Consider the following 24,738-nt stretch of genomic DNA (forward strand, 5'->3'; position numbering starts at 1 on the left):
CCTGTTTACATCTCAAAAATTAGTCAAAATAAAAAAACTTCGACAACGCGCGAAGTTTCTCAACAAAACTATTATATCATAAATTTTAAATTTATGAAGCTAATATCTTCAGTCCTGCTTGAACCAAGTAATCAACTAACCCTAAAAAGATAGCCATTGAAATCGCGAGCCAAAGCACGCTGCTGACATCTTTTCGAGTTTGTTTAGCATTTGGCCAAGACACTTGTTTCATTTCGTCTTTGACCGCCACTAAAAATCTAAAAAATCGCATAGGAACCTCCTGATACACCGTACACCTTGGCCTAACGGGTCTCTCGATGCAGTGTGTGTTTACCGCAATATTTACAATATTTATTAACTTCTAGTCTTACTTTTCGGTTGGGATTAGCGGGAATGGTATAGTTCCGCGATCCGCAAACAGAACATGCTAACGCAACTTTTCTCTGAGCCACGAGAACACCTCCTTACAGCAAACTCGATTCTATCATGCACACGAAATACAGTCAAACATCAAAATCTATTATACACGATTACTGGTGAAATTTACGCCTCACACGCTCACGAGTATTGTGCAATTGATCCTTTGTTAAATGAAGTGTCAGCATGATTTCGTCATCGTTCTTTCCAAGAATCGTTAACACCACCAGTGCGCGTTCACGTTTCGAGCAAAGATCACGTAACACCTTAATATTATTTTCCCGAACGATTGCAATTTCATCAGGCAGTGCAAGCGCGTCATCCGCCAAGATAGTCATGCCTTCGCCGAAAGAATCCAGTGATAATAAGGGCTCGTCTGCCTTACGTTTCTGAGCATTTTCACGGCGTACAAGGTCTCGCCGCCGGTTGATCAAAGCGCGCTTTAAGTACGTCCCAAAAGCACGTTCGCGTGCGACATTGAAATGCCCGACAATTTTCCACAGCACCATCATACCCTCTTGAAACCAGTCGTCAAAATCAAGTTCAAGGACGTGTGTCTTACTATGAATACTAACAATCAATGGCCGATAGCGCGCTGCAAGTTCGTTAAATGCATTGACATCATTATCCCTGGCCAGAGTAACAAGATGCCAATCCGTGAGTTTCAAGTAGTCCATGCTGGTGCCCTCCGTTTTTAATGTATGGCATCACTATATCAAGCCTTGACATTATTAAAAGCGAACATCGCACGACATATTCAATTGTAAAGATAAACCAATTTAATTGGGATTGTCTTATAATCAGCAATTTTGCCGATTATGGCCTATACCAATAAAGAGCAATACGCTTATATTTACGAAACCTTTACATAATCTTTACTTACCGGGCTGATCATCATCACCCAAATGGTCTCGTAATTTTTCTAATTTCAGCAGTTGTCCCTGACTCCAAGGTGACCTTCTGACCTGGCCCAAATCAGCATACTTAACCGCTTGAGTGTGCACTTCCTTACGGGTCCGATTAATGTCCGTCAATAATTCGCCCGCGGGAATCCGCAGCGCGCCCTCAGAAAAGATCGTCCACTGCTCTGCCTGGTCACTGGTAGCAACCGTTACCTGAGTAAACCGCGTTTGTTTTTCCTTAGTCAACGATTCAATGTATTCATCGGCTGTCTCATCCTGACCGGTCCAGACGACTTGCAGGCCGTAATGATCATATTTTTGAGAAATACCAGGAACGTACATTGCATCGAACACCACAATGATGGTTGTTTTTAAATACTTACGATACTCCGATAACGTTGCGAGCAGCTGATCTCTTGCATCCTCCATCCGGTTTGCCTGTTTAAGGCGATTTAAATCCGGCCAGTTACCAATCATGTTATACGCATCAACAATCAAAACGTCTTTTTTCATTGTCTCACCTGCTTTCTGTTCATCACTTTTAAGACCCGAAATATTTAGTCAAGATAGCGAAAGAAGCAAAAATTCTCGCCGAATTTCTGCTTCCAAACGCGCCATATGTTCAATTCTATTCACCTAAAGCGGGTTTCGAGATTGAAAGGCTTGATACATTAGAAGGCTTGCTGCCACACTGGCATTCAAGCTCTGAACGTGGCCGACCATCGGAATGGTCAGCATTTCGTCCACTGATTTTTTCAACAACGGTGAAATACCTTTGCCTTCATTGCCAATGATGATGCCGACCGGACCCTTCGCATCAAAGTGCCGATAATCCGTTCCCTTCATGTCGGTTCCAAAGATCCATAAACCGCGGTCCTTTAATTCCTTGACCGTATTCACTAAATTGGTGACCCGGGCAACTGGCATGTATTCGATAGCACCGGTCGATGTCTTGGCAACCACCGAGGTCAACCCGACAGCCCGGCGCTTTGGAATAATGATGCCATGAGCGCCAACCGCGTCAGCCGTCCGCATGATTGACCCTAAGTTATGCGGATCATTAATGTCATCAAGAATCAGGAAAAGCGGTGGCTGGTCAGTCTTGGCTGCGTTGTCAAAAAGGTCATCGATCGTGGCATAATGATACGCTGCCACCGCCAGAACAACGCCCTGATGGTTTTCACCGGGGACTAGTCGCTCAAGCTTTGACTTTGGTACCATTTGAACAATGAGCTTCCGCTTCTTAGCTAATTTAATAATGTCGTCAATAATATCGTTCTTCAAGCCCTCTTGAATAAAGACCTTATTAATGTCTTGGTCGCTCTTCAAAGCTGATACCGCTGGGTGCCGGCCAATAATAAAATCGGTCTGTTCCTCGGTTTCGGCGACGGGTTCGACTGGCTTTTTTGCTGGTTTTTCGTTATTAGTCTTCATTTACTAAGCTCCCTGATTCAACCTGTTCAATACACCAGTGTGCCAGCCAGTTAAGGCGATCCATTTGCTCACTAAGGTAAAGGTACCCGAACAGGGCTTCAAACCCTGTGGATACGCGATACGTTAACACACTTGTATTTTTGGCGTGCGTGTAGCTTTTAGCATTACGTCCGCGGTGAAAATAATCCTGCTCTGTGTCGGTCAAAATGGCATCCTGGGTCATCTTATCGATCAGCGCAGCCTGTGCTTTAGCAGACACATAGTTCGTTGCCTGATGATGCAATTTAGTCGGTTTGGTTAGTCCTGCTTCAATCAGGTGCCGCCGAATAAAAACTTCATAGATGGCATCGCCCATGTAAGCTAACGCGATACCGTTAAGCTGCTGATAATTACCTTGTGTTTCCTCGCTCATACTGTCCCCTTCTACGATTCGCGATGCCAACGGGTTCCCTGAGGCGTATCTTCAAGAATAATGCCCTGGGCCTTAAGCTGTGCGCGAATTTCATCACTGCGCGCAAAATCGCGATTTTTACGCGCGTCAATGCGTTCCTGAATCAGGGATTCGACCCCATCATCATTCAGTGTTTCGGCTTTTAATTTAATGCCGAAAATATTTACTAATTCTGTCAGCGTCTTCAAAATAAAAGCGATGCTGTCCTTGAACACAACCGGCCGTTCCGCATAAACATTGGCCAATTTAGCAAGTTCATAAACCTCAGCAATGCCATTCTGCACATTAAAATCGTCGTCCATCGCATCAATAAAATCAGCTTCGATCTGACGAATTTCCTGTTCTGTTTTCGGGTCGTTGCCTTCTTCTGCATCATCAAGGCGATAGTGCAAATTGTTGAACGCCGTCTGAAGGTGTTTCAAATTATTATTGGCATCTTCTAGGTTAGCCTGCGTGTATTGGATAGGACGCCGATACTGTGTGGTCGCCATGAAGAACCGCAATACTTGCGGATCTTCTTTTTTGAGCAGATCATGGACCATCACAAAATTACCCAGTGACTTACTCATTTTTTCATTATCGTCACCCACGGTCACAAACCCATTGTGGAGCCAATAATTGGCAAACTTTTCGCCAGTTTTTGCTTCACTCTGGGCAATTTCATTTTCATGGTGCGGGAAGGTTAAGTCCTGCCCGCCACCGTGAATGTCGAAATTATTCCCTAGGTATTTGGTGGCCATTACTGAGCACTCAATATGCCAGCCGGGTCGCCCTTTGCCCCAAGGTGAATCCCAGGAGATCTCGTCGCCCTTTGCACCCTTCCAGAGTGCAAAATCAATGGGGTCTTCTTTGCGGGCAACTTCTTCGGGATCAGTGTGCTGGCTTGCGCCGACTTCGAGATCATCGATATTTTGGTGAGACAACTTACCGTAGTCCTTAAACTTGCGGGCTCGGTAATACACGTCCCCTTCAGCTTCGTAAGCATAACCCTTTGCAACCAGTGCCTGCACGAAAGCAATAATATCCTTGATGTTTTCTGTCGCGCGCGGGTGTTTCGTTGCCGGCTCAATGTTCAGTGCATTCGTGTCTTCCATAAACGCATTAATATATTTTTCAGCAATGGCCGGGACAGTGGTATTAGCGGCCTTAGCAGCTTTAATCATTTTATCGTCAACATCTGTAAAGTTTGAGACGTAGTTGACATGGTATCCTTTATATTCAAAATAACGGCGAATCGTATCAAAGGCAATCGCACTGCGCGCGTTGCCAATGTGAATGTAATTGTAGACTGTGGGCCCACAGACGTACATGTTCACGATTCCAGAGGTAATGGGTGTGAACACTTCTTTTTGCCTTGTGAGCGTATTAAAAACTTTTAACATGTACGCAGTTCCCCTTCCGATTAATCGTAAATTCATTTTAGCATAATGTGTGGGAGTGTGAAAGGAGACGGCGTTTGGAAGGGCGCGTTTAAAGGGCGGTGTACTAGTAACTTCAGAGTTAAAATCTCGAACTTGTCTTTTAGAGCTAAAGCTGCTTATACGGGAGCCTTTTGTTTCCCTGAAAACAGTTCAACGTCACATTAAGCACCCCATGTTAAGCACCCCATGTTGTGACCGGGCGCTTCACTAGTCCCAAAACCGCCAGCAGTTGAATATGAGGCACTGACACGATGGGTCCACCATTCGTTAAGTGACACTCTGTCTTTAAAGCTGCCCTCCCCGCTCCCCAAAAAAAGAACCCGCACCATTCGGCAACGGATTCTTTTCATATCCCTAAAATTATCTCAAAAGTTTACAGATTTTCTAATTGTTTCAAAGTTTGCGCAACGTGTTCCAGGGTCTTGTCACGACCAACCAGTTCGATTGATTCTGGCAATTCAGGCCCGTGCATTTCGTGTGTCACAGCAATCCGGATCGGCATCCAGAGCTGACGGCCCTTAATACCGGTGTCCTTTTGGATTGCTTTGATAGTAGCCAAAATTTTCACCTTATCAAAGATCGGTAAGTCTTTGATACGCTTTGAAAATTCCTTCAAGACAACCGGCGCCGTCTCGTTTGAAATTTCCGCTAAAGCGTCGCCAGAAACTTCAGCAGGTTCATGGAAGAACACATCAGCCATTTCGTTGATCTGCGCCATGTAACTCATTTGCTGCTTGTAGACATTGATGAGTTTACGAGCCCATTCAACGGTCTTAGCATCTGGGTTCTCCTCAATGTTTCCGGCTTCAATCAATTGTTGAAGTGCCAGATCCATGACGACATCCTCATCTGAGGACTTCACGTACTGGTTGTTGATCCATTCCAGCTTCTTCTTATCAAAAGTTGCTGGTGATTTACTTAACCGTTTTTCATCATACATCTTCACAAATTCCTTCAGGGAGAAGATCTCTTCTTCGCCCTTTGGGGACCAGCCCAAGAGAATAATAAAGTTCAACAACGCATCTGGCAAGTAACCGAGTTTACGGTATTGTTCAATAAATTGAAGCACCGTTTCATCACGCTTGGACAGTTTCTTACCAGTGTCCTTACTGATAATCAGGCTCATGTGGCCGAACTTAGGTGCTTCCCAGCCGAATGCTTCGTACACCATCAATTGCTTAGGGGTGTTGGCGACGTGATCGTCGCCACGGAAAACATGGCTGATTTTCATCAAATGATCATCCAAAACAACCGCAAAGTTGTAGGTTGGAATGCCATCCGCCTTCACGATAACAAAGTCACCACCAATGGTATCCGATTCAAAGGACACCTTGCCCTTAACCATGTCATCCCATGAATAGGTCTTGTGTTCTGGAACACGGAAACGAATGACAGGCTTTAAGCCGTTAGCTTCTGCTTCAGCCATCTTAGCCTGGATCTCGTCATCGCTCATGCCAGCATATTCGTATTCGTAATGCGGCATTTCGTGACGTGCGCGTTGCGCTTCACGATCAGCTTCCAATTCGTCCTCAGTCTTGTATGACTTGTAGGCTTTTCCTTCATCCAATAACTGTTGAATGTAAGGCTTGTAGATTTCTGTCCGTTCTGATTGCCGGTAGGGACCAACATCACCAGGTTTGTCGGGACCTTCATCCCAGTCCAAACCTAACCAACGCAGGTTGTCCAGCTGGCTTTTTTCACCATCTGCAACGTTTCGTTTCGTATCGGTATCCTCGATACGAATAATGAACTTTCCCTTGTAGTGCCGTGCAAACAAATAGTTAAACAGCGCTGTTCGGGCGTTACCAATATGCAAGTGACCAGTTGGACTAGGTGCATAACGAACGCGAATTGAATCTTTTGCCAATGTAGTTTCCGCCTCTCAATTTATTAATCTCTCGGTTATTCACCGCTAATTTGTCACATCAAATAACAGTGTACAATGGAATATTAAAAAAGAAAAGTTACTTCCCCTGCTTCTTGCCATTTTGTTTCCGATTATTTTGCTGGTGAGTCGTTTTTTTCTCACCCTCTGACTTCTCAGTAATTTCATTTTGAGAATGGGCAGGCTTAGCAAAAATCATCCGCCCAGCATCGGTTTGAATGGCTGAAGTAACTACTACGTCTAAGTGCTGGCTCAGGTAGAATCGGCCGTCTTCTACGACCACCATGGTCCCATCATCAAGGTAAGCGACCCCTTGTTGCCGTTCGGTCCCATTCTTAACCACCATCACATTCAGGTGTTCACCAGGAATGACCCGCGGTTTCAAGGCATTCGCCAATGCGTTAATATTCAGAACTTGGACGTTTTGGAACTCGATGACTTTGTTCAGGTTATAATCGTTGGTCACAATAATGCCGTTGACATCCTTTGCCAACCGAATCAGTTTACTGTCCACTTCTGAAATATCATCATAATCGCCCTCGTACATTTCAATCGGGACGATATTTTCATTCTGGAGTTTGTTTAAAATGTCCAAACCGCGACGGCCACGAACCCGCTTGATGCTGTCACTGGAATCAGCAATGTACTGCAGTTCGTACAGGACAAAGTTCGGCACCAGTAACGTGCCTTCGATGAACCCGGTTTTGACGAGGTCGTAGATTCGGCCGTCAATCAAGATGTTCGTATCGAGGATCTTGTAGTGGTGGTAGTTCTTATCAATGGGTTTATCAATGATTGTTTCACTGCCATCTGCGACACCCTCCGGACCCTTCCGTGTTCGAAATTGAAACAGGCGCCGCCATTCATCACGTTTGGTCGTCCCGATCCGAAAACCGAGATAGCCAAAAAGCATCATCAACACGATTGGAATGATACCGCTGAAGAGCGGAGAATCAATTCGCGTCAGTGGGGTTGAAATCAGAATGGCTAACACCAACCCAATAATCATTGAGACACTGCCAAAGAACAGGTAAGCTGGGCTCTTTGACGAGAGTGTCTTTTCAAAATCATTGATCAGGCGTTCGATGAAACCTGATAATAATAGGGATAATAGCCAAAACACTAGTGCCCCAATCAATGAGTTTGTTAAGACGTTATTGTACCAACTATTGGCCGCTTGGCCGGCGATTGCCCAAATAACGGGTACGTATACCGCACCAATACCAAGCCCGACCACTGCAAAAACTATTTGAATAATGAGTCGTACTTTATTCGACTTCTTTTCCTTCAATGAATGCACCTCCGTATTATCATTTTGGTAAAATCAATTTCAATGCTTGTCTGATCGTTGTGACACCAACAACTTCAATGCCGGTCGGCGTGGTCCAATCCTTCAAATTGTTCTTTGGCACATAAATCTTTTTGAACCCGAGTTTCTGGGCTTCGTTGATCCGAGTTTCAATTCGATTTACCCGCCGAATTTCCCCGGTCAACCCAATCTCGCCAACGTAACATTCATCCGGGTTGGTCCCTTGGTCACGGTATGAACTGGCAATACTGATTGCCAGCGCAAGGTCAATTGCTGGTTCATCCAGTTTGACCCCACCAGCGGCCTTGATGTAAGCATCCTGGTTTTGCAGCATAATGCTTGCACGCTTTTCCAGAACAGCCATGATCAGGGAAACTCGGTTACGGTCAACACCCGATGCTGTGCGTTGGGCGTTGCCAAAGACAGACGGTGTAATCAGCGCTTGAATTTCAACTAAGATTGGGCGTGTCCCCTCCATGGAAACAACGATTGATGAGCCAGTGGCATCCGCCAATCTTTCCTCAAGGAAAATTTCTGACGGGTTCTTAACTTCTTTCAACCCATCCTCCTGCATCTCAAAGATGCCGAGTTCGTTAGTTGAACCAAACCGGTTCTTAACGGCCCGTAAGATTCGGTAGGTATGGTGCAGATTCCCTTCAAAGTAGAGCACCGTGTCCACCATATGCTCCAAGATCTTTGGTCCGGCAATCGCGCCGCCCTTGGTCACATGGCCAACAACGAAGATGGTCACCCCTTGCGTTTTTGCGATCCGCATCAGTTCGGCTGTGACCTCCCGGATTTGTGAAACCGACCCGACAGCCGACTGGATATCTGGTTCCGACATCGTCTGCACAGAATCAATGACGACATAATCCGGTTTCATCGACGCAATATTTTCCTTGATTCGGCCCATATCCGTTTCCGGGTACAGGTAAAGATTGTCGCTTGCGACACTTAAGCGATTAGCACGCATCTTAATTTGGTTAGCACTTTCCTCACCGGAAACATACAGCACGGTCCCGCCGGTCTGACTGAGCTGACCCGAAACTTGTAATAGTAATGTCGACTTACCAATCCCCGGATCACCGCCAATCAAGACAAGTGACCCAGGAACGACACCGCCACCTAAAACACGGTTCAACTCCGCCATCTTGGTTTTGACACGCGGTTCCTTCTCAGTTGAAACGGCTGCTAATTTTTCTGGTTTGGTCAAAGTACCGGACACCCTTGCATGAGAAACAGGTGATGCGGTTGATTCAACAACTTCTTCAACAAGTGTATTCCACTTGCCGCAGTTCGGACAACGTCCTAAAAATCGGGGCGCTTGATACCCACAATTTTGACAAATAAATTGCGTTTTTGCTTTTGCCAATCTGGTTCCTCCTAAAAAGACATTCTTGGCCACTTTGACTATTACTAACCAATCTCTATTTTAGCATAATATCGGGCTTCTTGGCTGGTTAACGTTTCGGCTTAAGCCCTTCTTAAAATTACTGGCCGGACGAACCGAATCCACCCTTGCGTTGCTGTTTTGGCTGAATTTCATTGTCCGCTGTCAGATAATTTAGAAAAATGCCTTGGCCGATCCGGTCGCCCTTCTTGACCAGTGTGTCAGTCAGACCGAAGTTCAAGACCTGCATGAAAATTTCGCCTTCATTATTGTCATTGTTGTAATAGTCTGCATCAATCACACCGATACCGTTTGGAATGACCAGTCCCCGTTTCAACGGGTTGCTGGACCGGTTAGCTAAAATAAGGACCTCATCGGCGCCCATATAGGCTTTAATACCCGTTGGAATCAAGAATGGTTTTAATATCGCCCTAGCCTTGACTGCCTCTTCCTCGATCACATCTTTCTGGTGCCGGATTGCCCACAGCACCCTTAAAAAATTCAGTTTCCAAATAGAGGGCACTGTAAAATCGACCGCACTTTCAAAATCATAACCAGCAGCCTGCTTAGTCGTTCGGTACGGCACATGCACATCCTTATCCGCGTATGATGAAACAACTTCAAAACCCCGTGTCATGTCATAAACTCCTTTCAATTCTCAGAAATAACTCAAAACACTTCTCTATATCTTACACTATCCACCTCACGAAAACACCCCGAATCGTTTCGCAAAACGACGCGTCAATTGAGTTCCATGACCCAGCAAATTGGGGTACAATGAGAGAATACTAATAAGGGAGTGTGAGTCGTTTGAGTCAAATTTCAACTAACGCTGCCATCAGCAGCAATCAAATTTCACGTTACCAAGACCAATTTAATCAGCGCAAGGATGCGAAGGTCATCGAACGTGCCGTGACCCACCAGGGCATCTTGGCTACCAGTGCCGATTACGCGTCAGATACGGATATGTCACCCGTTTTTTCAATTGATCTGGATACTGGAAAAGTGGCCAATCAAAAGCAAAGTGGCCGCTGTTGGATGTTCGCAGCGTTGAACACGATGCGCCATCACTTAGCCGATCTGTTCAAACTGACCGACTTTGAACTTTCTCAAAACTACACCTTCTTCTGGGACAAGTTTGAAAAGGCCAACTACTTCTATCAAAACGTCCTCAACACCGCGGATCAGCCGCTCGATAGCCGAAAGGTTGCCTTTTTAATGACCACGCCGCAACAGGACGGCGGTCAGTGGGACATGCTGTGTGCCATCATTGAAAAGTACGGCATCGTGCCAAAGTCAGTGATGCCTGAAACCTACAGCAGTTCTAAATCGGCCGAACTTAACAAGGTCCTTAACAAAAAACTACGCAAAGATGCAGTGAAACTGCGTCAATTAAGTGCAGAAAATGCTAGTGATGCCGATATTGCATCCGCCCGCGACACCATGCTCGGGGAAGTGTACAATATCCTTTGCTACACCCTGGGCGAACCAGCGCAAACCTTTGACTTTGAATACCGAGACGATGATCACAATTACCACCTCGACAAAGGCTTGACTCCAAAGAGTTTCTACGACAAGTACGTTGGTTGGGATCTCAACGATTACGTTTCAGTGATCAATGCGCCAACCGATGACAAGCCTTACAACAAGACCTACACAATTGAAATGTTAGGCAACGTTCTTGGCGGTCGTGAAGTGAAGCATTTAAACGTGACCATGGCCGATTTCAAGGTTTTGGCTATCAAACAGCTTCAAGACGGTCAAAGCGTCTGGTTCGGCTGTGATGTTGGCCAATCATCTGACCGTCAAAAGGGTATCATGGACCTCAATGCTTACAACAAAAACGAGCTGCTCGGCACTGATCTTACCATGACCAAGGCTGAACGTCTTGACTACGCTGAAAGTTTGATGACCCACGCCATGGTACTAACTGGCGTTGACTTGGTTGACGGTAAGCCAACGAAGTGGAAAGTTGAAAACAGCTGGGGCGACAAGGTCGGCTCAAAGGGCTTCTTCGTTATGAGCGACCGTTGGATGGATGAATTCTGTTACCAAGTCGTTGTAAACAAGAAGTACTTCAGCGAAGACCAGTTAAAGGCGCAAGCCGAAGAACCAACTGTCCTGTTGCCATGGGATCCAATGGGTGCCTTGGCCGCAAACTAAACGCTGCGGTATCCGCTAACACAGAACCCCCGTTCCTCAGTGGCTGGGTGTTGTCCGATTCAAATAACCGATGTGTAAAAGGACCTGAGAAATCAACCGACTTCTCAGGTCCTTTTTAATGCTGTTTACGCCTGACCCCAAATTTGTTTATCCGTAACGTTGAGTTGCTCATCAAACGTATAACAGATTGGCAATCCATTCGGAACTTCCAAATGATCAATCGCCTGATCGTCAATTTGTTCAATATACTTGATCAATGCGCGCAAGGTACTGCCATGGGCCACAACGAGCTGATTATGACCGTCCAGCAGCCGGGGGGCAATCTGATCTTGCCAGTAAGGCATTAGGCGGTCATAAGCCATTTCCAGGCTCTCGCCACGCGGTTCCGTGACGCCAAGACTGACGTAACGCGGATCCTTATCAGGTTCATCCAAGAGCGGCGGCACGACCTTGTAACTTCGGCGCCAGAGTTTAAACTGCTTGTCGCCAACCTCTTTTCTGACGCGCTCCTTATACTGCCCGCGCAAGGCACCATAATGACGTTCGTTCAACCGCCAAGATTTCGTTTCAGGCACGTACAGCTGATTGGTTTCTTCCAACACAATGTGTGCAGTCATTATGGCCCGTTTCAGCATTGATGTGTGCATGTGGTCAAACATGATTCCGTCGTGGGCAATCAGCTGACCGGCTTCGTGTGCTTGACGAATCCCCTTCTCTGTTAGGGAAACGTCACTCCACCCGGTAAAAATATTATCCCGGTTTGCTTCGCTTTCACCGTGACGTAGAATTACTAATTTAGACATTCTCTTTCCCTCATTTCTAAATGCTCATTCATACACAGATTTTACTAGGGTTAGGGGCGTTTAACAAGTTAGGCGGCATAAAATGGTGTCATTTCGTCCACTAGGGAATATTTTGTTGACTGATCTGCATAAAAAGACGACCTACAACAAAGACCAAATGGCCCCTATTATATGTCGTCTTTTTATTTTAACAGCGACAATGCTGTTTTCCATAGTAGCGAAAAAACCGCTGTCCCACGCTACTTATTCAACAACACCATCAATATCGGGATAACCAGCAAACTCAATAACGTTGTTTCAGTAACCATAACGGCGGCGAAACTTGAATCCGCTCCGTATAATTTTGAAACAACCGGCGCGTTTGTCATAACTGGCATTGCGGATTGAATGATAAAGACCTGCTTCATCATGATCGGCATTGCAGTGGGCAGTACCAACAATGACATCAGTGCAGGGGCAGCAAGAAACCGACCGAATAAAATACCGAGATTGGCTCTCGTGAGTGTCAAATCGTGCAAACTGACATTCGCCACGGCAATCCCAATGAAAATCATCGATAACGGCACTGTTAAACCGCCGACGTAGTTCAAATCAGCCATAATGAATTTGGGCAATTGAATCTTCAATAAGACCAACACAACGCCGACCATAAATCCAAGCAATGGTGGTGAAAAGACCTTTTTCAGAGTTTGGGATAAACTGAATTTGTAATCCCCCTGCCCATCACGTTGAATCAAATAAACACCCAATGTCCAAAAAATCGTGGTGTTAGCCATGTAATAAACCAAAATGTATGGCAGACTCTTTGCTTCACCGAACAACGCAACGTTGACCGGCAAACCGACAAACACCGTATTAGAATTAAAGAACATTGATTCAAAAAGGCCCACGTGAGTCTTTTTAATATGTAGCACCCGAGCAAACACGATCGATATTACGAACAAGATCATCATTGACAGGACAGGAAACCGGAGATCCGGCAACGTACTGATCAGCCGTTTGAACGTAAATTTATCAACAATCGTGTACGCCATATAGGCTGGCAGCGCAACCTGGGTCACCAACCGGGCAATTAATTTGCTTGCCTTCTCGTCAAACCAACCCAAGTTTGTCAGCAGGTAGCCCAACGCAATCATTATCAAGATTTCGACCACGCCCGCTACACTATGAGCGAACAGCAACAACATTTTTGACTCACCTCCAATCAATTCTCACATTAAAAATTAATTTTCATTATAGCACAACTCTATCACCTGATTTCAGGTCCGCGCAAAATTCTTTGTGGGAAACCGCTTACGGTGATAGGCGGGCACCAAAAGAATCCTGTGAATTTTTCTAATATATAATAACGCAGGACGCATCCCCACACTAAAAGTCAAAAGATGAACCAGAATGCCATTTTTTATCAGTCAGACATTTTTCGGTCAACCACTTCAACTTGTTAAAGATTCATTTACTATCCAGTCGTTTTATGATGTAATGGTAAGGTTAGACAAGTAGGCGCATCAATTTGTTAAAATCTTTTAAAACTTTACCAAATGTTTAGAGTCTGTCAAGATTTTGCCATATAATGCAGGAAGATTTAAAAGGCGAGGAAAGTATATGTCATCTAATAATTCGAATCAGGATCCAGGGGAATATTCACGACGTAGTGACACGCAACACTTTAAACGACGGCCTAAGAAACATCATGGTTTGCTGTGGAGCCTGCTCATTATCGTCCTGATTGTCGTTACTGGTGGAATTGCTTACGGGTATCATATGTATAACACCGCAAAGACCACCTTTAACAAAACGTATGATTCAGGAAATGTTAAAAAGTTGCGAAACGTCTCTGCCGTGTTAAAAAACGGTAAACCATTTTCAATCTTGTTAATGGGAACCGATACTGGCGCTCTAGGCCGGCACGATACCGGCCGGACCGATACCATGATCATCGCAACTGTCAATCCGCAGAAAAAAACGGCTTACTTGACCAGTATCCCGCGTGATACGCGGGTCCAAATCGATGGCGATTCACAGTCATATGAGAAGATCAACGCTGCCTACACTATCGGCGGTGCATCAACCGCAGTCGACACTGTCCAAACGTTGCTCGATGTGCCAATTGACTTTTACGCCATCGTCAACATGGGCGGACTGGAAAAGATGGTCAACGCAGTTGGGGGCGTCACCGTCACCCCTACGCTGACTTTCAAGTACGGTGCTGCCAACGTGACGAAGGGGAAGAAAGTGACCCTGAACGGAAAACAGGCACTGGATTATTCACGGATGCGTGAAGAAGATCCACTCGGCGATTACGGCCGTCAGAAGCGACAACGGCAAATCATTCAAAAACTGGTTATCAAGGGCATGGGCATTTCCTCATTGACCCGGTATAAGACCATTTTGAATTCATTGAACGGTAACTTGAAGACAGATATGACGTTTAATGACATGATTACGATCAGAAGCCGTTACGGCGATGCAACGCACCATATTAAGTCTGAAACCTTACAGGGAGAGGATGCCATGATTGATGGTATTTCCTACCAGATTCCAACGCTTACTGAATTACAAAAAATTTCAAACCATATTCGCACGACGCTTGATTTGAAAAAATCATCAAAACTCACTTCGAGTTCCACTGGTACTGGTGATGACAGTTCATACACGAGCTCAACTACCGGTACGACAACTCAGGGCGGGTCAACAAACGGGTATACCGGATATTAATTGTAGTACTAAAAAGGACTTGGAAAACAATTTCCAAGTCCTTTTTGTGTTCATAATTTATCAGTCGCTTATCAGTAAAAATACCATCTTGACCATCACTGGTTAACGTTTTGTTTTTGCGCGGTAATGCCGCACTGTGCCCGTCGGTAAATAGTGATTCAAAACGTGCAGCAGCTGACGGGTTCGGCTGGTCACAAAGTGGAATTGACGGCCGTCTGGTGCTTCCACGATAATGCCGCGATAAAAATGGCGGAGGACGACTTGAACCCACACCACCCGCATTTGAACGTAGGGAATGGTTATTTTGCCCATTGTTTGCGCGTCAAACACTAAACCGCGATTGCCAAGTGTCAGCTCACCAGCATACGCGTGAAGCCCTGTTTTGAAATAATTAGCTTTGACCGTCACGTACTCACTGTCATTTTGCATCTTCGTCACCTCATTAGGCCGCTAATCCTAGTAACCCCGACCAGTACCCAAGGATGCCGATAATAAATAACGCAATAATCAGCCAAAGCGGTTTTACCCGGTGTCTGAGAAGCCAAAAACAGCCCAGTGTCAACGCCAGTGCAACAATACCAGGCAATTAACTGGTCTAGCAGTCCCTGCCCTGTCAGACGGTTTAAATGGCCATTAACATAGACGTGAGCGATAGTCCCTGGGAAATAAATGGTCGTCCAGCGCGGCACCAGCACGCCCATAATGAACATTCCGACGATTGAGGCCCCCTGGGTCAGTTTCGGAATAAGATTGCCGCTGAGAACCCGGACAATATCCGTCCCCTCGCGGTAGCCCAGCTGTTGGGTCTTCCAGCGAAACACCAACCGCATGATATTCCAGCCAAAGAAGAAAATTGCGGGGCCTAACAGACCGGTACCACCCTTGATCAAGCCGACTGCAAAGGCCGCTAATACCGGTCGCAACGTGCCCCACCAAACCGGGTCGCCAATACCGGCTAACGGCCCCATCATGCCGATTTTTGTGCTGCTGATCTCATCGCCAGTAATGGATGCACCGTTTGCCTTTTGTTCTTCCATGGCAAGCACAACGCCCGTTACCGTTGACTGCATGTACGGCATCGTGTTAAAAAATGCCAGGTGGCGTTGCATGGCCTCGATCTGATCTTGTTTATCCGGGTATAACCGTTTGATGGCCGGCACCATCACGTAGGCAAACCCTAAATTTTGCATCCGCTCGTAGTTCCACGAAGCCTGTTCAAAACCTGACCGCCAAAATACTGATAATAAATCGCCGCGGGTCAATTGCCGCGGCGTTTGTTGTTTATTTGTCATGTTCATGCCTCACTATAGGTCTTCTAGTTCACGATCCAGATCATCCAGCTCTTCGTCAAGCGGGTCGGAAGCTGAACCGCCGCCAGTCCCATTATCATGGTGCTGCGGTGATAACTGAATATAAATAATGGCTAAACAAACGCCAATCACCCCAAGCGCAACCATGTTCAATGCCTTGACTGCCGCCAGGGCAAACCCAATGAAGAAAAACGGCCACAGTGCCTTGCTGGCCATCATGTTGATCAACATGGCATAACCGACGACCACAATGAATCCTGCCGCAACTGCTAACCCGTTTGTAATAACCGCTGGGATGGCATCCAGTCCCGTATGAATCAACTGCGTAGGAATCAGCATGACAGCGCCCATTGGCACCGCAACACGTAACCCCTGCAGTGCTAAGCTTGTCAGGTGCAGCCAGGAAACATTGTTCAGATTCCCCCGAGCTACCTGATGATCAGCAACGTGGACGAGTTTGACGACTAAGATACGCACGAGTTTCGTAAAAATCTGGCCACATACAGCGACAGGAACCGCAATGGCAATTCCCATAGCAGTACTGACGTGCGCTGGCCCGCAAACCAGGTAGGCCGCAACGACCGAAGCTAAAGCGGCGTCCGGTGACACCGCTGCCCCAATGTTCATCCAGCCCAGCGCAATCAATTGAAGACTGCCGCCTAACAGCACGCCGGCTGCAATGTGTCCAGTAGCAATCCCGACCAAGGTACAGGCTACAAGCGGCTGGTGAAAGCCCCATTCATCAAGAATACCTTCCACACCGGCCAAAAAGGCAATTATTAACATGCTGACCACTACAAGCGTGCTCATTCAATGATTCCTCCCGTCACGCTAGTGCTATTAAAGACCCTTTTTCGTCAATAGAACGCTCAAATCCTGCTTCTTATCAGCCGGAACCTTTTGGGCGTACACATCGAGGTGTGCGTCATCATGGAGATACCGGATGGCATCAACAGCGGCTTGGTCTACCGCAATCGCATCCGTTAGCATGGTCATCCCATCTTGATACGACAATGAGCCTATATTAACGCCAGTGCGACTCAGGTCAACACCGCCCTTAACTAGCGCAACCATATCCTGAACCGTTTCCGTCAAAATCAACGATTTAAAAACGTCGAACCGCGGGTCTTGGAAAATTTGAATCATCTTGTTTACGGTAATAACGTTGGCCTTCACCCCAGCGGGCGCAGCCTGGGTGATCAGTGTTTTGCGCAACTTGTCCTGCGCCACGCCATCTGACACCACTAAGATTCTGTTGGGCGTCACAGTACTTGTCCACACCGTAGCCACCTGCCCGTGCAGCAGACGACTGTCTACCCGTGCCAAACGAATATCCATGGTCATAGTAAGTCATCCTCTTCTTCAGAATTTGTCAGGTCGAGGTGGCGAATACCCTTGCGACCACTATTTTCAAGGTGCGTGACAACATCGGCGAGCGGCTGCTCACGCAACGTGTACGCATCGATCATCATTGGTAAATTCAAACCAGTCAGCAACGCCATTCGCGCTGTGTCTTGAGCCACTAACTGGCTGGCCACGTTAAACGGCGTCCCGCCCCAAAGATCGACCAAAAACAACACTTGGTCGTCCTTATCAAACGCATTAAGTGCCTGTTCATACTTTTTCTTCAAATCAGCTGGTCCTTCAGAAGCTTGAAACGTCACAGCCGTCACCTTGGCTTGTTTGCCGAAGATCATGGTTGCTGACTGTAAAATACCGCTTGCAAAGTCACCATGACTCGCAACGATCATCGCGATCATGCTGTGTCCTCCCCTGCGTATCAATTGATTAATTGCGGGCCAATAATGACGCCGCAATCATTTCGTTAATCATATCACACCATAGTGCTTCCAGTCATGACTTGGAACGGTTTTCAGTTGTGGTTTAACTGGATCGTAACCAAGGCAAATCTGTTTAGGCGTGAGCCGTCGTTAAGCTGAGGATCTCTTCTGGAAATGCCAAGACATAGTCAGCCTCGCTGACCCCGCGCTGATTTTTTGCGCCCCAGGCCACCAGTCCAAACTTGATTCCAGCCGCGTGGGCCGCCTGCAGGTCGTACTGCGTGTCACCAATATAGACGGTCTCATCAGGGTCAGCCTGCGCACGTTTCATCGCCAATAAAATCGGGTCAGGGGCAGGCTTGCCGCGTTTCGTATCCTCAAAGAACACAAATTGACTAAAATATTGATCTAGTCCTAGCGGGGTCACATCACGTTCAAATTCATATTTTTGTTTCGAGGTCATAATCGCCAGGTCAATTCCCGGGGTGGCGTGAAGCTGTTTCAACATTGCTTCGATTCCGGTATACAACCGGACTTCATCCTGGTGATTGGGAATCTCATCGGCCCACTCCTGCAGGATTGTCGGAATCTGCTCTGCCGGTACCTTTAATTGTTTAAGTGCATCAAGGCTCGTGATGCCGAAAGTCTTGGTCAGCGCTTCATATGTATGCGGCAAATTGTGGTCAATCATGACCTTATCTAAGGCTTTCATATACATGCTTTCCGTATCAAGTAAAGTCCCGTCAATGTCAAATATAAATGTCTTCATGTGTGTTCCTCTCTTTTCGTGGGTCGTCTGTCTGTATTATATCGATTCCGACGCTAGATAAGCAAGTTGTTACCGTACTAAAAAAACGACCTATGCGCCTCGAAAGCAATCATAAGTCGTTTTTAATTATGCGGCCAAGAGGACTCGAACCTCCACCGGGAAAACCCCGACAAGATCCTTAATCTTGCGCGTCTGCCAGTTCCGCCATGGCCGCATCAACAAGAAATAATATATCAAAAATATCACTTGTTTTCAATAGTTTTTGCAAAATTTGTATAAAAAACTATTCTGCGTTGACTGTAGTACCCTGTCGATCGATGCCTAGGATCCGCATACTGCCGGTCATATTCATGTCTGTGAGTTTCTGGCGCAAAATAATTAATTGCGGCTCCGTTCCGAAGGTCGCAATGGTTGGCCCAGCACCACTCAAATAAGTGCCGTAGATGCCTAACTTATGTGCAGCTTCACGAATAACGGGTAATTCCGGCACTAATTTTGTGCGCACGGTCTCGTGAAATTCATCTCGTTCCATCATATGACTGGCAAGCTCCCAGTTGCCCGTTGCTAAAGCGGCGACCACCACGTTAGCAACACTGCTGCCCTTGACGGCTTGCGCTAATGGCAACGAATCCGGCAAAGCGTTTCGGCTGTCACTGGTTAGTAGTTGTTCATGCTTGATAAACGTTAATACTTTAAGTTCCGGCATCGATAATTTGACGGTCGTGGCAGTCTCGCCATCAAAATTGGCAACCACCACATCACCCAACAATGCTGGGGCAACGTTATCAGGATGGCCCTCCATCCTCGTTGCAATCGTGACCTGGTCGGCCAGCGACAAATGAAGTTCACCTAAAGCATCCGCAATCTTAACCCCGGCTACAATGGCCGTTGAGGAGCTGCCGAGACCACGGGCGACCGGAATGTCAGACATCACGCTCAGTTGGTGCGGTTTCAAATCGGGGGCAACTTTTAGGGCTGCCTGAACGATCAAATTGTTTTCGTCGGTCGGAACATCCGATCCCAACGCATGATTAACGCGCCACTTCTCAGTCTCTTCCTCGACGATCACCGTCATGTACAAGTGAAACGCAATGCCGATTGAATCAAACCCCGGACCCATGTTGGCCGAAGTTGCTGGTACCCGAATAATAATTTTTCCCATTTCTACGCCTCCAATACCGGATAAATTGCTTTAACATCAGCTAGACGCTGCATTGTATTTGTAAAGTGCGCCTCTGCCACCAGACTGGCCGCAGTGACTTCAAGACTCGTCCAGGCTTGGTGCGGGTCAAACCCGCGAATCGTCATCTCGTTGCTGATCTGCGCACCTGCGAACGATAGTTTAATGTTTTCTGCCAAACTGTCTGGATCGTCTGTCGCGACCAATACCCAATAACTGCTGTTGCCGCTAACGCGTTTCGGCTGTGTCTCAGCCACTTTAAGTGCAAACGGGTATACTTCCCCGTTTGAAGTAATGGTCTGCCCAACGTGGATCAAATCGGCCACCACACTGTTTCCAGTCGGCAGCTGACCTGCACCGGGGCCAACGTACAACGCCGTTCCGATATTTTGACTTTTGACTAACACCGCGTTGTGTTCATTGCGAATCTGCGCAATCGGTTGATTCTTGTGCACCACCATCGGCGCCACGGCCAACCGAATACCCTCAGCTGTCAGATCAGATAAGCCGATCAATTTTAATTCGTACCCAGCGGCCTGAGCTGCTTTCACGTCATCAATCGCCAGTTCACGAATACCAGTGATGGCAATGTCTGACTGAGGAACCGAGATACCAAAGGCCATCTTCGTCAAAATGGCAAGCTTATAAGCGGCGTCAAAGCCATCCACGTCATTGGTCGGATCACTTTCAGCAAACCCTTTTTCCTTGGCGGCCTTCAGCGCTTGATCATAAGTCAGCCCCTGTTCATCCATCTGGGTCAAAATAAAGTTGGTTGTTCCGTTTAAAATCCCAGCAATCGTATGCACCTGATCAGCTTTATAAGCGGTTCTCAGAATCTGAAGGATCGGGATTCCACCGGCCACACTTGCTTCATAGCGCAATGCGACCCCGTTTTTCGTTGCAAGCTCTGCCAGTTCATCACCGTACTGGGCAATGAGATCTTTGTTAGCGGTCACCACATGTTTATGGACAGTTAACGCCCGTTCAATCAAAGTCTTCGCTTCGTTCACTGAGCCCATGACCTCAACAATAATGTCAACCGACTTGTCGTCCAGCAACTGATCAATGTCCGTTCCTAAAGCAACATCCTGTAAGTATGCTGCCCGTTTGCGATCTGGATTTGCAATTATTGCCTTCACAATTTCAAACGACAATCCCGTTTGTTGAGCAATTAATTTTTGTTCTTCTTTCAATATGCGGACGACGCCGCTGCCAACCGTTCCCAGGCCGACAATCCCTATTCTAACGTTCTTCAAGACCGCCTTCACCTCATCTATTTATCAAATACATTTATTTTTTACGATGCCTCACGAATCTGCAACAACAGTAACCGACCACGGCATCGGCTGCAGACAAATTTCGTGGTGTCCACCCGCCGTTGCCTCACAAATCGTTGTCCGCACTGCTCACACTGGTAAATCAAAATGCGTTTTGGCTTGCGCTTGCTTTGAGTTGCCAATCTCGGTGCGTAACGCAGTCCTCCTACTGATTTTAACAGTTGTTGGAACGCTTTGGTACGGTGCTGGCCAGAATAACCGGCTAAATGCAGGTGATAATGGCACAATTCATGTTTAATAATGCCTTCCAGCGTTGACTCACCAAATTCAGTCAGCATTTTCGGGTTAATGTCAATATGATGGTCTTTTAGATGATATCTGCCGCCAGTTGTCTTCAACCGCGCATTAAACACTGCTTGGTGCCGAAAAGGTTTCCCAAAGTCGCGTTCAGAAATCGTCTCCACAAGTCGTTGTAATTCTTGATCAGTCATCAGGCGCCACCATGGAAAGCTGGATACGTTGCCGGCTTTCATCTACTTCAAGGACCCAGACCGTCACAATGTCGCCCACCGAAACGACAGCGGCAGGATTCCTCACAAATTTGTCGGCGAGGTGCGAAATGTGCACCAGCCCATCCTGTTTAACACCGATGTCGACGAAAGCCCCAAAATCCACGACGTTTCGGACAGTGCCTTCCAACTTCATCCCCGGCTTTAAATCGCTCATTTTAAGCACGTCTGTTCGCAAAAGCGGCGCTGGCATATTATCCCGTAAATCACGACCAGGCTTCGCCAGACCGTCTAAAATATCCTGCAGCGTTGCATTACCAACGGAGAGTCCATTGCTAAGTGTCTCTAACGACACTCCGGCAACTGCCTCAGCCACCTTTGCCGTCCCGACATCCGATAAGTTGAGGTCGAGGCGGTCCAGAACAGTTTTAGCAACTGCGTAGCTTTCCGGATGAATATCAGTATTGTCTAAAATTGTTTTGCCATCAATGATCCGCAAAAAACCAACTGCTTGCTCATATGCTTTTGGCCCTAACCGCGGAACTTTTTTAAGTTGCGGCCGGGTGCTGAACACGCCGTTTTCTTCTCGATAAGCAACAACGTTTTGTGCAATGGTCTGATTCAACCCTGAAATGTGAGCCAACAGCTCGACACTCGCCCGGTTTAAATCAACGCCCACTTGGTTGACAGCCGTTTCCACGACCCGGTCAAGCTGTTCATCCAGTGCACTGCCGGCAACGTCATGCTGATACTGACCAACACCAACTGCTTGCGGGTCGATTTTAACGAGCTCGGCAAGCGGGTCCTGTAACCGGCGACCGATGCTGACTGCAGACCGTTCTTCAACGTTGAAATCAGGAAACTCAGTCCGGGCAACCTTGCTGGCTGAGTACACGGACGCCCCCGCTTCGTTCACGATGGTGTACTGAACGGGGCAATCCAACTGTTTGATAGCATCCGCCACAAACTGTTCTGATTCCCGGCTAGCTGTTCCGTTGCCAATTGCGATCATTTCAACATGGTTCTTCTCAATGAACTTTAGAAACGCCGGCATTGCAGCTGCTCGTTTTGTTGCATTCGCCGGTTTGTGCGGATAAATCACGAGCTTGTCCATGTACTTGCCATTGCCGTCCATCACTGCGAGTTTGCACCCCGTTCGGTAGGCGGGATCAAACCCCATAACCACACGGTTCTTCATTGGTGCCTGCATGAGCAAATGATACAAATTTTCGCCAAACACCCGAATCGCGTGAGTCTCTGCGGTCGCTGTTAATTCACGCCGAAGTTCCCGCTCAATAGCGGGTCCCATGAACCGTTTATAGGCGTCCTGATAAGCGGCGGTCAATACCGGAACGGCAGGGCCTTTTCGATTGCCAATAATCTGAAAATTAAGATACTGGTCAACCGCTTGGTCATCAATTGCCAATTTTACGGTCAAGACATCAGCCTTCTCGCCGCGATTAACAGCAAGCGTCTGGTAGGCACTCACATCTTTATAGGGACTGGTAAAATCGTAGTAGGTCTGATAAACGCCCTGCTCATCGTTTGCCTTCCCGTTACGTTTTACCTGACTCGTTAACTGCCCGTTGCGCCGCGCATAGTTTCGCAGCCATTCGCGAAAACCGGCACGTTCCCCAATGGCCTCAGCTAGGATTTCGTGCACACCAGCTAAAACAGCATCCGCGTCTGGCACCTGATCGTTAATAAACGTCTGTGTCTTTGCTTCAAGGCCGCTGGCGGGAAAGGTCAGCAACCACTGTGCAAATGGCATTAAACCAGCGTCTTTAGCAACTGTCGCCTTCGTTTTGCGTTTTTGTTTATAGGGCAGGTACAGATCTTCCACCTGTTGCAGCTGCGTTGCACTATCAATTGTCTTTCGTAATTGCGGGGTCAGCTTACCCTGACTTTCAATTTGATTTTTAACTTCCTCTTGCCGGTGAACGAGTTTTTCAATTCGGGTCGCTTCATCCTGAATCTCACGAATCTGGACTTCATCCAAATTACCTGTCCGTTCCTTCCGGTAACGGGCAATAAACGGGACGGTGTTATTATCCCCTAACAACTCAAGGGTGGCGTCGATCTGCCGGCCTTGATAGTTGGTGAGACTTTTTTTAACAAGATTAATAATTTCTTTATCCATAATTGTCTTCCTCTTGAGTAGTGGTTTTATTATACCATTGTGAAAATTTCGTGAGTTTATTAAATTCTATGCGTGCGGCAGAAAGCGGTTAAGGAGTGGTGCGATAACCATCGTAGAGAAGGCAGGATGCAGCTATCAACACGACACCAAATCTCAGACAACCAACCACGAACACCCATCGCTTATGCTTCATCCTCCGCCAATACCCCCTAACTACGCAGACAAGTCCTCAGTTATTCAAAAATAATGTGCTTCATTTTAACACTAAAAACCACTCCGCACAGAAGGCGAAGTGGTTTTTAGATAAGTCCTCATTTTCAGATCGATACTGAAGCGCCTTTACGACAAGTTGTCTTACATCACTGAAGACATGATCCGCTGGGTTGCAGATGTCACCTTTTCCATCATGTTTTCCTGTTCTTTTTCTGACTGGTCAAACGCGTCGACATCAATCTTCTGCGTGGCCGGATCAATGGCATTCACCATATTTTGACAAGCTTCAGAGTAGTTGCGATAAGCTGCTACCAGTTGCTTGTGCTTCCCAAGAATTCGAACCGGAACACTGGCCTGCTGCAGCTTATTGAGGTTGTCGACATAGGCATCCGTCCCTGTTTGAAACGTTGCTTTAATATCGGTTAAGGCAGTCTCATCCAGATCTGCGACCGTATTATCATCAATTGCTTGGCGCAGTTTCGTAAAGTCCGGGTTCATATCGCCGCCCGTTTTATCAGTGGCTTCAATAATTTTGGTCAGTGCTTGTAAATAGCCGGCCATGTTGTTTGGTTTCATCGTTGGATACTCCTTTATCTGTTTCAATACTGTTTCATAATAATTTGCCGTAACCGAATTTCGTCTGACGCAAACTGAGAAACGCGCTGCTGT

The 24,738-nt window shown here is 46.9% G+C and carries 25 protein-coding genes, 1 tRNA gene and 1 pseudogene; 2 read left to right on the plus strand and 25 right to left on the minus strand.

Annotated elements, in window-relative coordinates; genetic code table 11:
* Positions 1 to 91: 91 nt before the first annotated feature.
* The 11 genes from secE to FC82_RS09330 all read right to left on the minus strand — a co-directional run bounded on the left by secE (position 92) and on the right by FC82_RS09330 (position 9,846).
* Positions 92 to 271, minus strand: coding sequence for a preprotein translocase subunit SecE (gene secE, locus FC82_RS09285; protein WP_054712617.1), 180 nt, complete (start codon positions 269 to 271; stop codon positions 92 to 94).
* 31 nt (positions 272 to 302) lie between these two features.
* The gene (gene rpmG, locus FC82_RS16520; protein WP_082409422.1) at positions 303 to 452 is read right to left on the minus strand and encodes a 50S ribosomal protein L33; all 150 of its coding nucleotides are present in this window, start codon (positions 450 to 452) and stop codon (positions 303 to 305) included.
* Positions 453 to 530: 78 nt separating this feature from the next.
* Positions 531 to 1,094, minus strand: coding sequence for a sigma-70 family RNA polymerase sigma factor (locus FC82_RS09290; RefSeq protein WP_054760063.1), 564 nt, complete (start codon positions 1,092 to 1,094; stop codon positions 531 to 533).
* Between the two features lie 198 nt (positions 1,095 to 1,292).
* Positions 1,293 to 1,832, minus strand: a complete 540-nt coding sequence (locus FC82_RS09295; RefSeq protein WP_056996835.1) for an NYN domain-containing protein — start codon at positions 1,830 to 1,832, stop codon at positions 1,293 to 1,295.
* A gap of 123 nt (positions 1,833 to 1,955) precedes the next feature.
* Complete coding sequence (gene rlmB, locus FC82_RS09300) at positions 1,956 to 2,753, minus strand: 23S rRNA (guanosine(2251)-2'-O)-methyltransferase RlmB (protein WP_082620281.1); 798 nt, start codon at positions 2,751 to 2,753, stop codon at positions 1,956 to 1,958.
* Positions 2,743 to 3,165: a Mini-ribonuclease 3 gene (locus tag FC82_RS09305; protein ID WP_054760061.1), complete on the minus strand. Its 423-nt coding sequence runs from the start codon at positions 3,163 to 3,165 to the stop codon at positions 2,743 to 2,745. Before FC82_RS09305 ends, rlmB begins: the two co-directional genes overlap by 11 nt.
* 11 nt (positions 3,166 to 3,176) lie before the next feature.
* Positions 3,177 to 4,586, minus strand: coding sequence for a cysteine--tRNA ligase (cysS, locus tag FC82_RS09310; RefSeq protein WP_056996836.1), 1,410 nt, complete (start codon positions 4,584 to 4,586; stop codon positions 3,177 to 3,179).
* Positions 4,587 to 4,998: 412 nt separating this feature from the next.
* Complete coding sequence (gene gltX, locus FC82_RS09315) at positions 4,999 to 6,492, minus strand: glutamate--tRNA ligase (RefSeq protein WP_054760059.1); 1,494 nt, start codon at positions 6,490 to 6,492, stop codon at positions 4,999 to 5,001.
* 97 nt (positions 6,493 to 6,589) lie between these two features.
* On the minus strand, positions 6,590 to 7,801 hold the full coding sequence (locus FC82_RS09320) for a PIN/TRAM domain-containing protein (protein WP_054760057.1): 1,212 nt from the start codon (positions 7,799 to 7,801) through the stop codon (positions 6,590 to 6,592).
* 19 nt (positions 7,802 to 7,820) lie between these two features.
* Entirely contained in the window at positions 7,821 to 9,191 is a 1,371-nt protein-coding gene (gene radA, locus FC82_RS09325; protein WP_056996837.1) for a DNA repair protein RadA, read from the minus strand.
* 118 nt (positions 9,192 to 9,309) lie between these two features.
* On the minus strand, positions 9,310 to 9,846 hold the full coding sequence (locus FC82_RS09330; protein WP_056996838.1) for a dCTP deaminase/dUTPase family protein: 537 nt from the start codon (positions 9,844 to 9,846) through the stop codon (positions 9,310 to 9,312).
* Between the two features lie 173 nt (positions 9,847 to 10,019).
* Here FC82_RS09330 and FC82_RS09335 point away from each other — a divergent pair, with 173 nt between their 5' ends.
* Positions 10,020 to 11,372: a C1 family peptidase gene (locus FC82_RS09335; protein WP_082620282.1), complete on the plus strand. Its 1,353-nt coding sequence runs from the start codon at positions 10,020 to 10,022 to the stop codon at positions 11,370 to 11,372.
* 125 nt (positions 11,373 to 11,497) lie between these two features.
* Here FC82_RS09335 and FC82_RS09340 read toward each other — a convergent pair whose 3' ends face one another.
* Together FC82_RS09340 and FC82_RS09345 are read right to left on the minus strand one after the other, a co-directional pair.
* A complete protein-coding gene (locus FC82_RS09340; RefSeq protein WP_054760055.1) occupies positions 11,498 to 12,175 on the minus strand; it encodes a 2,3-bisphosphoglycerate-dependent phosphoglycerate mutase in 678 nt (225 codons plus the stop codon).
* Positions 12,176 to 12,414: 239 nt separating this feature from the next.
* Positions 12,415 to 13,362 (minus strand): AEC family transporter, encoded by a 948-nt coding sequence (locus FC82_RS09345; protein WP_153020988.1) that lies wholly within the window; start codon positions 13,360 to 13,362, stop codon positions 12,415 to 12,417.
* A 415-nt stretch (positions 13,363 to 13,777) separates the two neighbouring features.
* On the opposite strand from FC82_RS09345, the gene FC82_RS09350 reads away from it, so the two are divergent.
* Positions 13,778 to 14,890 (plus strand): LCP family glycopolymer transferase, encoded by a 1,113-nt coding sequence (locus tag FC82_RS09350; RefSeq protein ID WP_056996839.1) that lies wholly within the window; start codon positions 13,778 to 13,780, stop codon positions 14,888 to 14,890.
* 102 nt (positions 14,891 to 14,992) lie between these two features.
* On the opposite strand, the gene FC82_RS09355 is transcribed toward FC82_RS09350, so the two are convergent.
* The 12 genes and pseudogenes from FC82_RS09355 to FC82_RS09410 all read right to left on the minus strand — a co-directional run bounded on the left by FC82_RS09355 (position 14,993) and on the right by FC82_RS09410 (position 24,645).
* Positions 14,993 to 15,319, minus strand: coding sequence for a DUF956 family protein (locus FC82_RS09355; RefSeq protein ID WP_054760053.1), 327 nt, complete (start codon positions 15,317 to 15,319; stop codon positions 14,993 to 14,995).
* Between the two features lie 13 nt (positions 15,320 to 15,332).
* Positions 15,333 to 16,182, minus strand: a pseudogene (locus tag FC82_RS09360) (PTS system mannose/fructose/sorbose family transporter subunit IID).
* A 12-nt stretch (positions 16,183 to 16,194) separates the two neighbouring features.
* Positions 16,195 to 17,010 (minus strand): PTS mannose/fructose/sorbose transporter subunit IIC, encoded by an 816-nt coding sequence (locus FC82_RS09365; RefSeq protein WP_056996840.1) that lies wholly within the window; start codon positions 17,008 to 17,010, stop codon positions 16,195 to 16,197.
* 30 nt (positions 17,011 to 17,040) lie between these two features.
* Positions 17,041 to 17,544 carry a PTS sugar transporter subunit IIB gene (locus FC82_RS09370; protein ID WP_054760051.1) on the minus strand — a complete coding sequence of 168 codons (504 nt, stop codon included), beginning with the start codon at positions 17,542 to 17,544 and terminating at the stop codon, positions 17,041 to 17,043.
* A complete protein-coding gene (locus FC82_RS09375; protein ID WP_054760050.1) occupies positions 17,541 to 17,960 on the minus strand; it encodes a PTS sugar transporter subunit IIA in 420 nt (139 codons plus the stop codon). Before FC82_RS09375 ends, FC82_RS09370 begins: the two co-directional genes overlap by 4 nt.
* A 154-nt stretch (positions 17,961 to 18,114) precedes the next feature.
* Positions 18,115 to 18,750 (minus strand): HAD family hydrolase, encoded by a 636-nt coding sequence (locus tag FC82_RS09380; RefSeq protein ID WP_056996841.1) that lies wholly within the window; start codon positions 18,748 to 18,750, stop codon positions 18,115 to 18,117.
* 129 nt (positions 18,751 to 18,879) lie between these two features.
* A tRNA-Leu gene (locus tag FC82_RS09385) sits at positions 18,880 to 18,964 on the minus strand.
* 69 nt (positions 18,965 to 19,033) lie between these two features.
* A complete protein-coding gene (gene thrB, locus FC82_RS09390) occupies positions 19,034 to 19,912 on the minus strand; it encodes a homoserine kinase (protein WP_054760046.1) in 879 nt (292 codons plus the stop codon).
* A 2-nt stretch (positions 19,913 to 19,914) separates the two neighbouring features.
* Positions 19,915 to 21,186, minus strand: a complete 1,272-nt coding sequence (locus FC82_RS09395; protein WP_065101460.1) for a homoserine dehydrogenase — start codon at positions 21,184 to 21,186, stop codon at positions 19,915 to 19,917.
* Positions 21,187 to 21,227: 41 nt separating this feature from the next.
* Positions 21,228 to 21,698 (minus strand): SprT family protein, encoded by a 471-nt coding sequence (locus tag FC82_RS09400; protein ID WP_056996842.1) that lies wholly within the window; start codon positions 21,696 to 21,698, stop codon positions 21,228 to 21,230.
* Positions 21,691 to 23,856 carry a Tex family protein gene (locus tag FC82_RS09405; RefSeq protein WP_056996843.1) on the minus strand — a complete coding sequence of 722 codons (2,166 nt, stop codon included), beginning with the start codon at positions 23,854 to 23,856 and terminating at the stop codon, positions 21,691 to 21,693. The genes FC82_RS09400 and FC82_RS09405 overlap by 8 nt, the downstream gene beginning before the upstream one ends.
* Positions 23,857 to 24,210: 354 nt before the next feature.
* Positions 24,211 to 24,645, minus strand: a complete 435-nt coding sequence (locus FC82_RS09410; RefSeq protein ID WP_054760040.1) for a hypothetical protein — start codon at positions 24,643 to 24,645, stop codon at positions 24,211 to 24,213.
* Positions 24,646 to 24,738: the final 93 nt, after the last annotated feature.

Origin of the sequence: Secundilactobacillus collinoides DSM 20515 = JCM 1123 (genome assembly GCF_001435975.1) — a bacterium.
Taxonomy (GTDB): domain Bacteria; phylum Bacillota; class Bacilli; order Lactobacillales; family Lactobacillaceae; genus Secundilactobacillus; species Secundilactobacillus collinoides.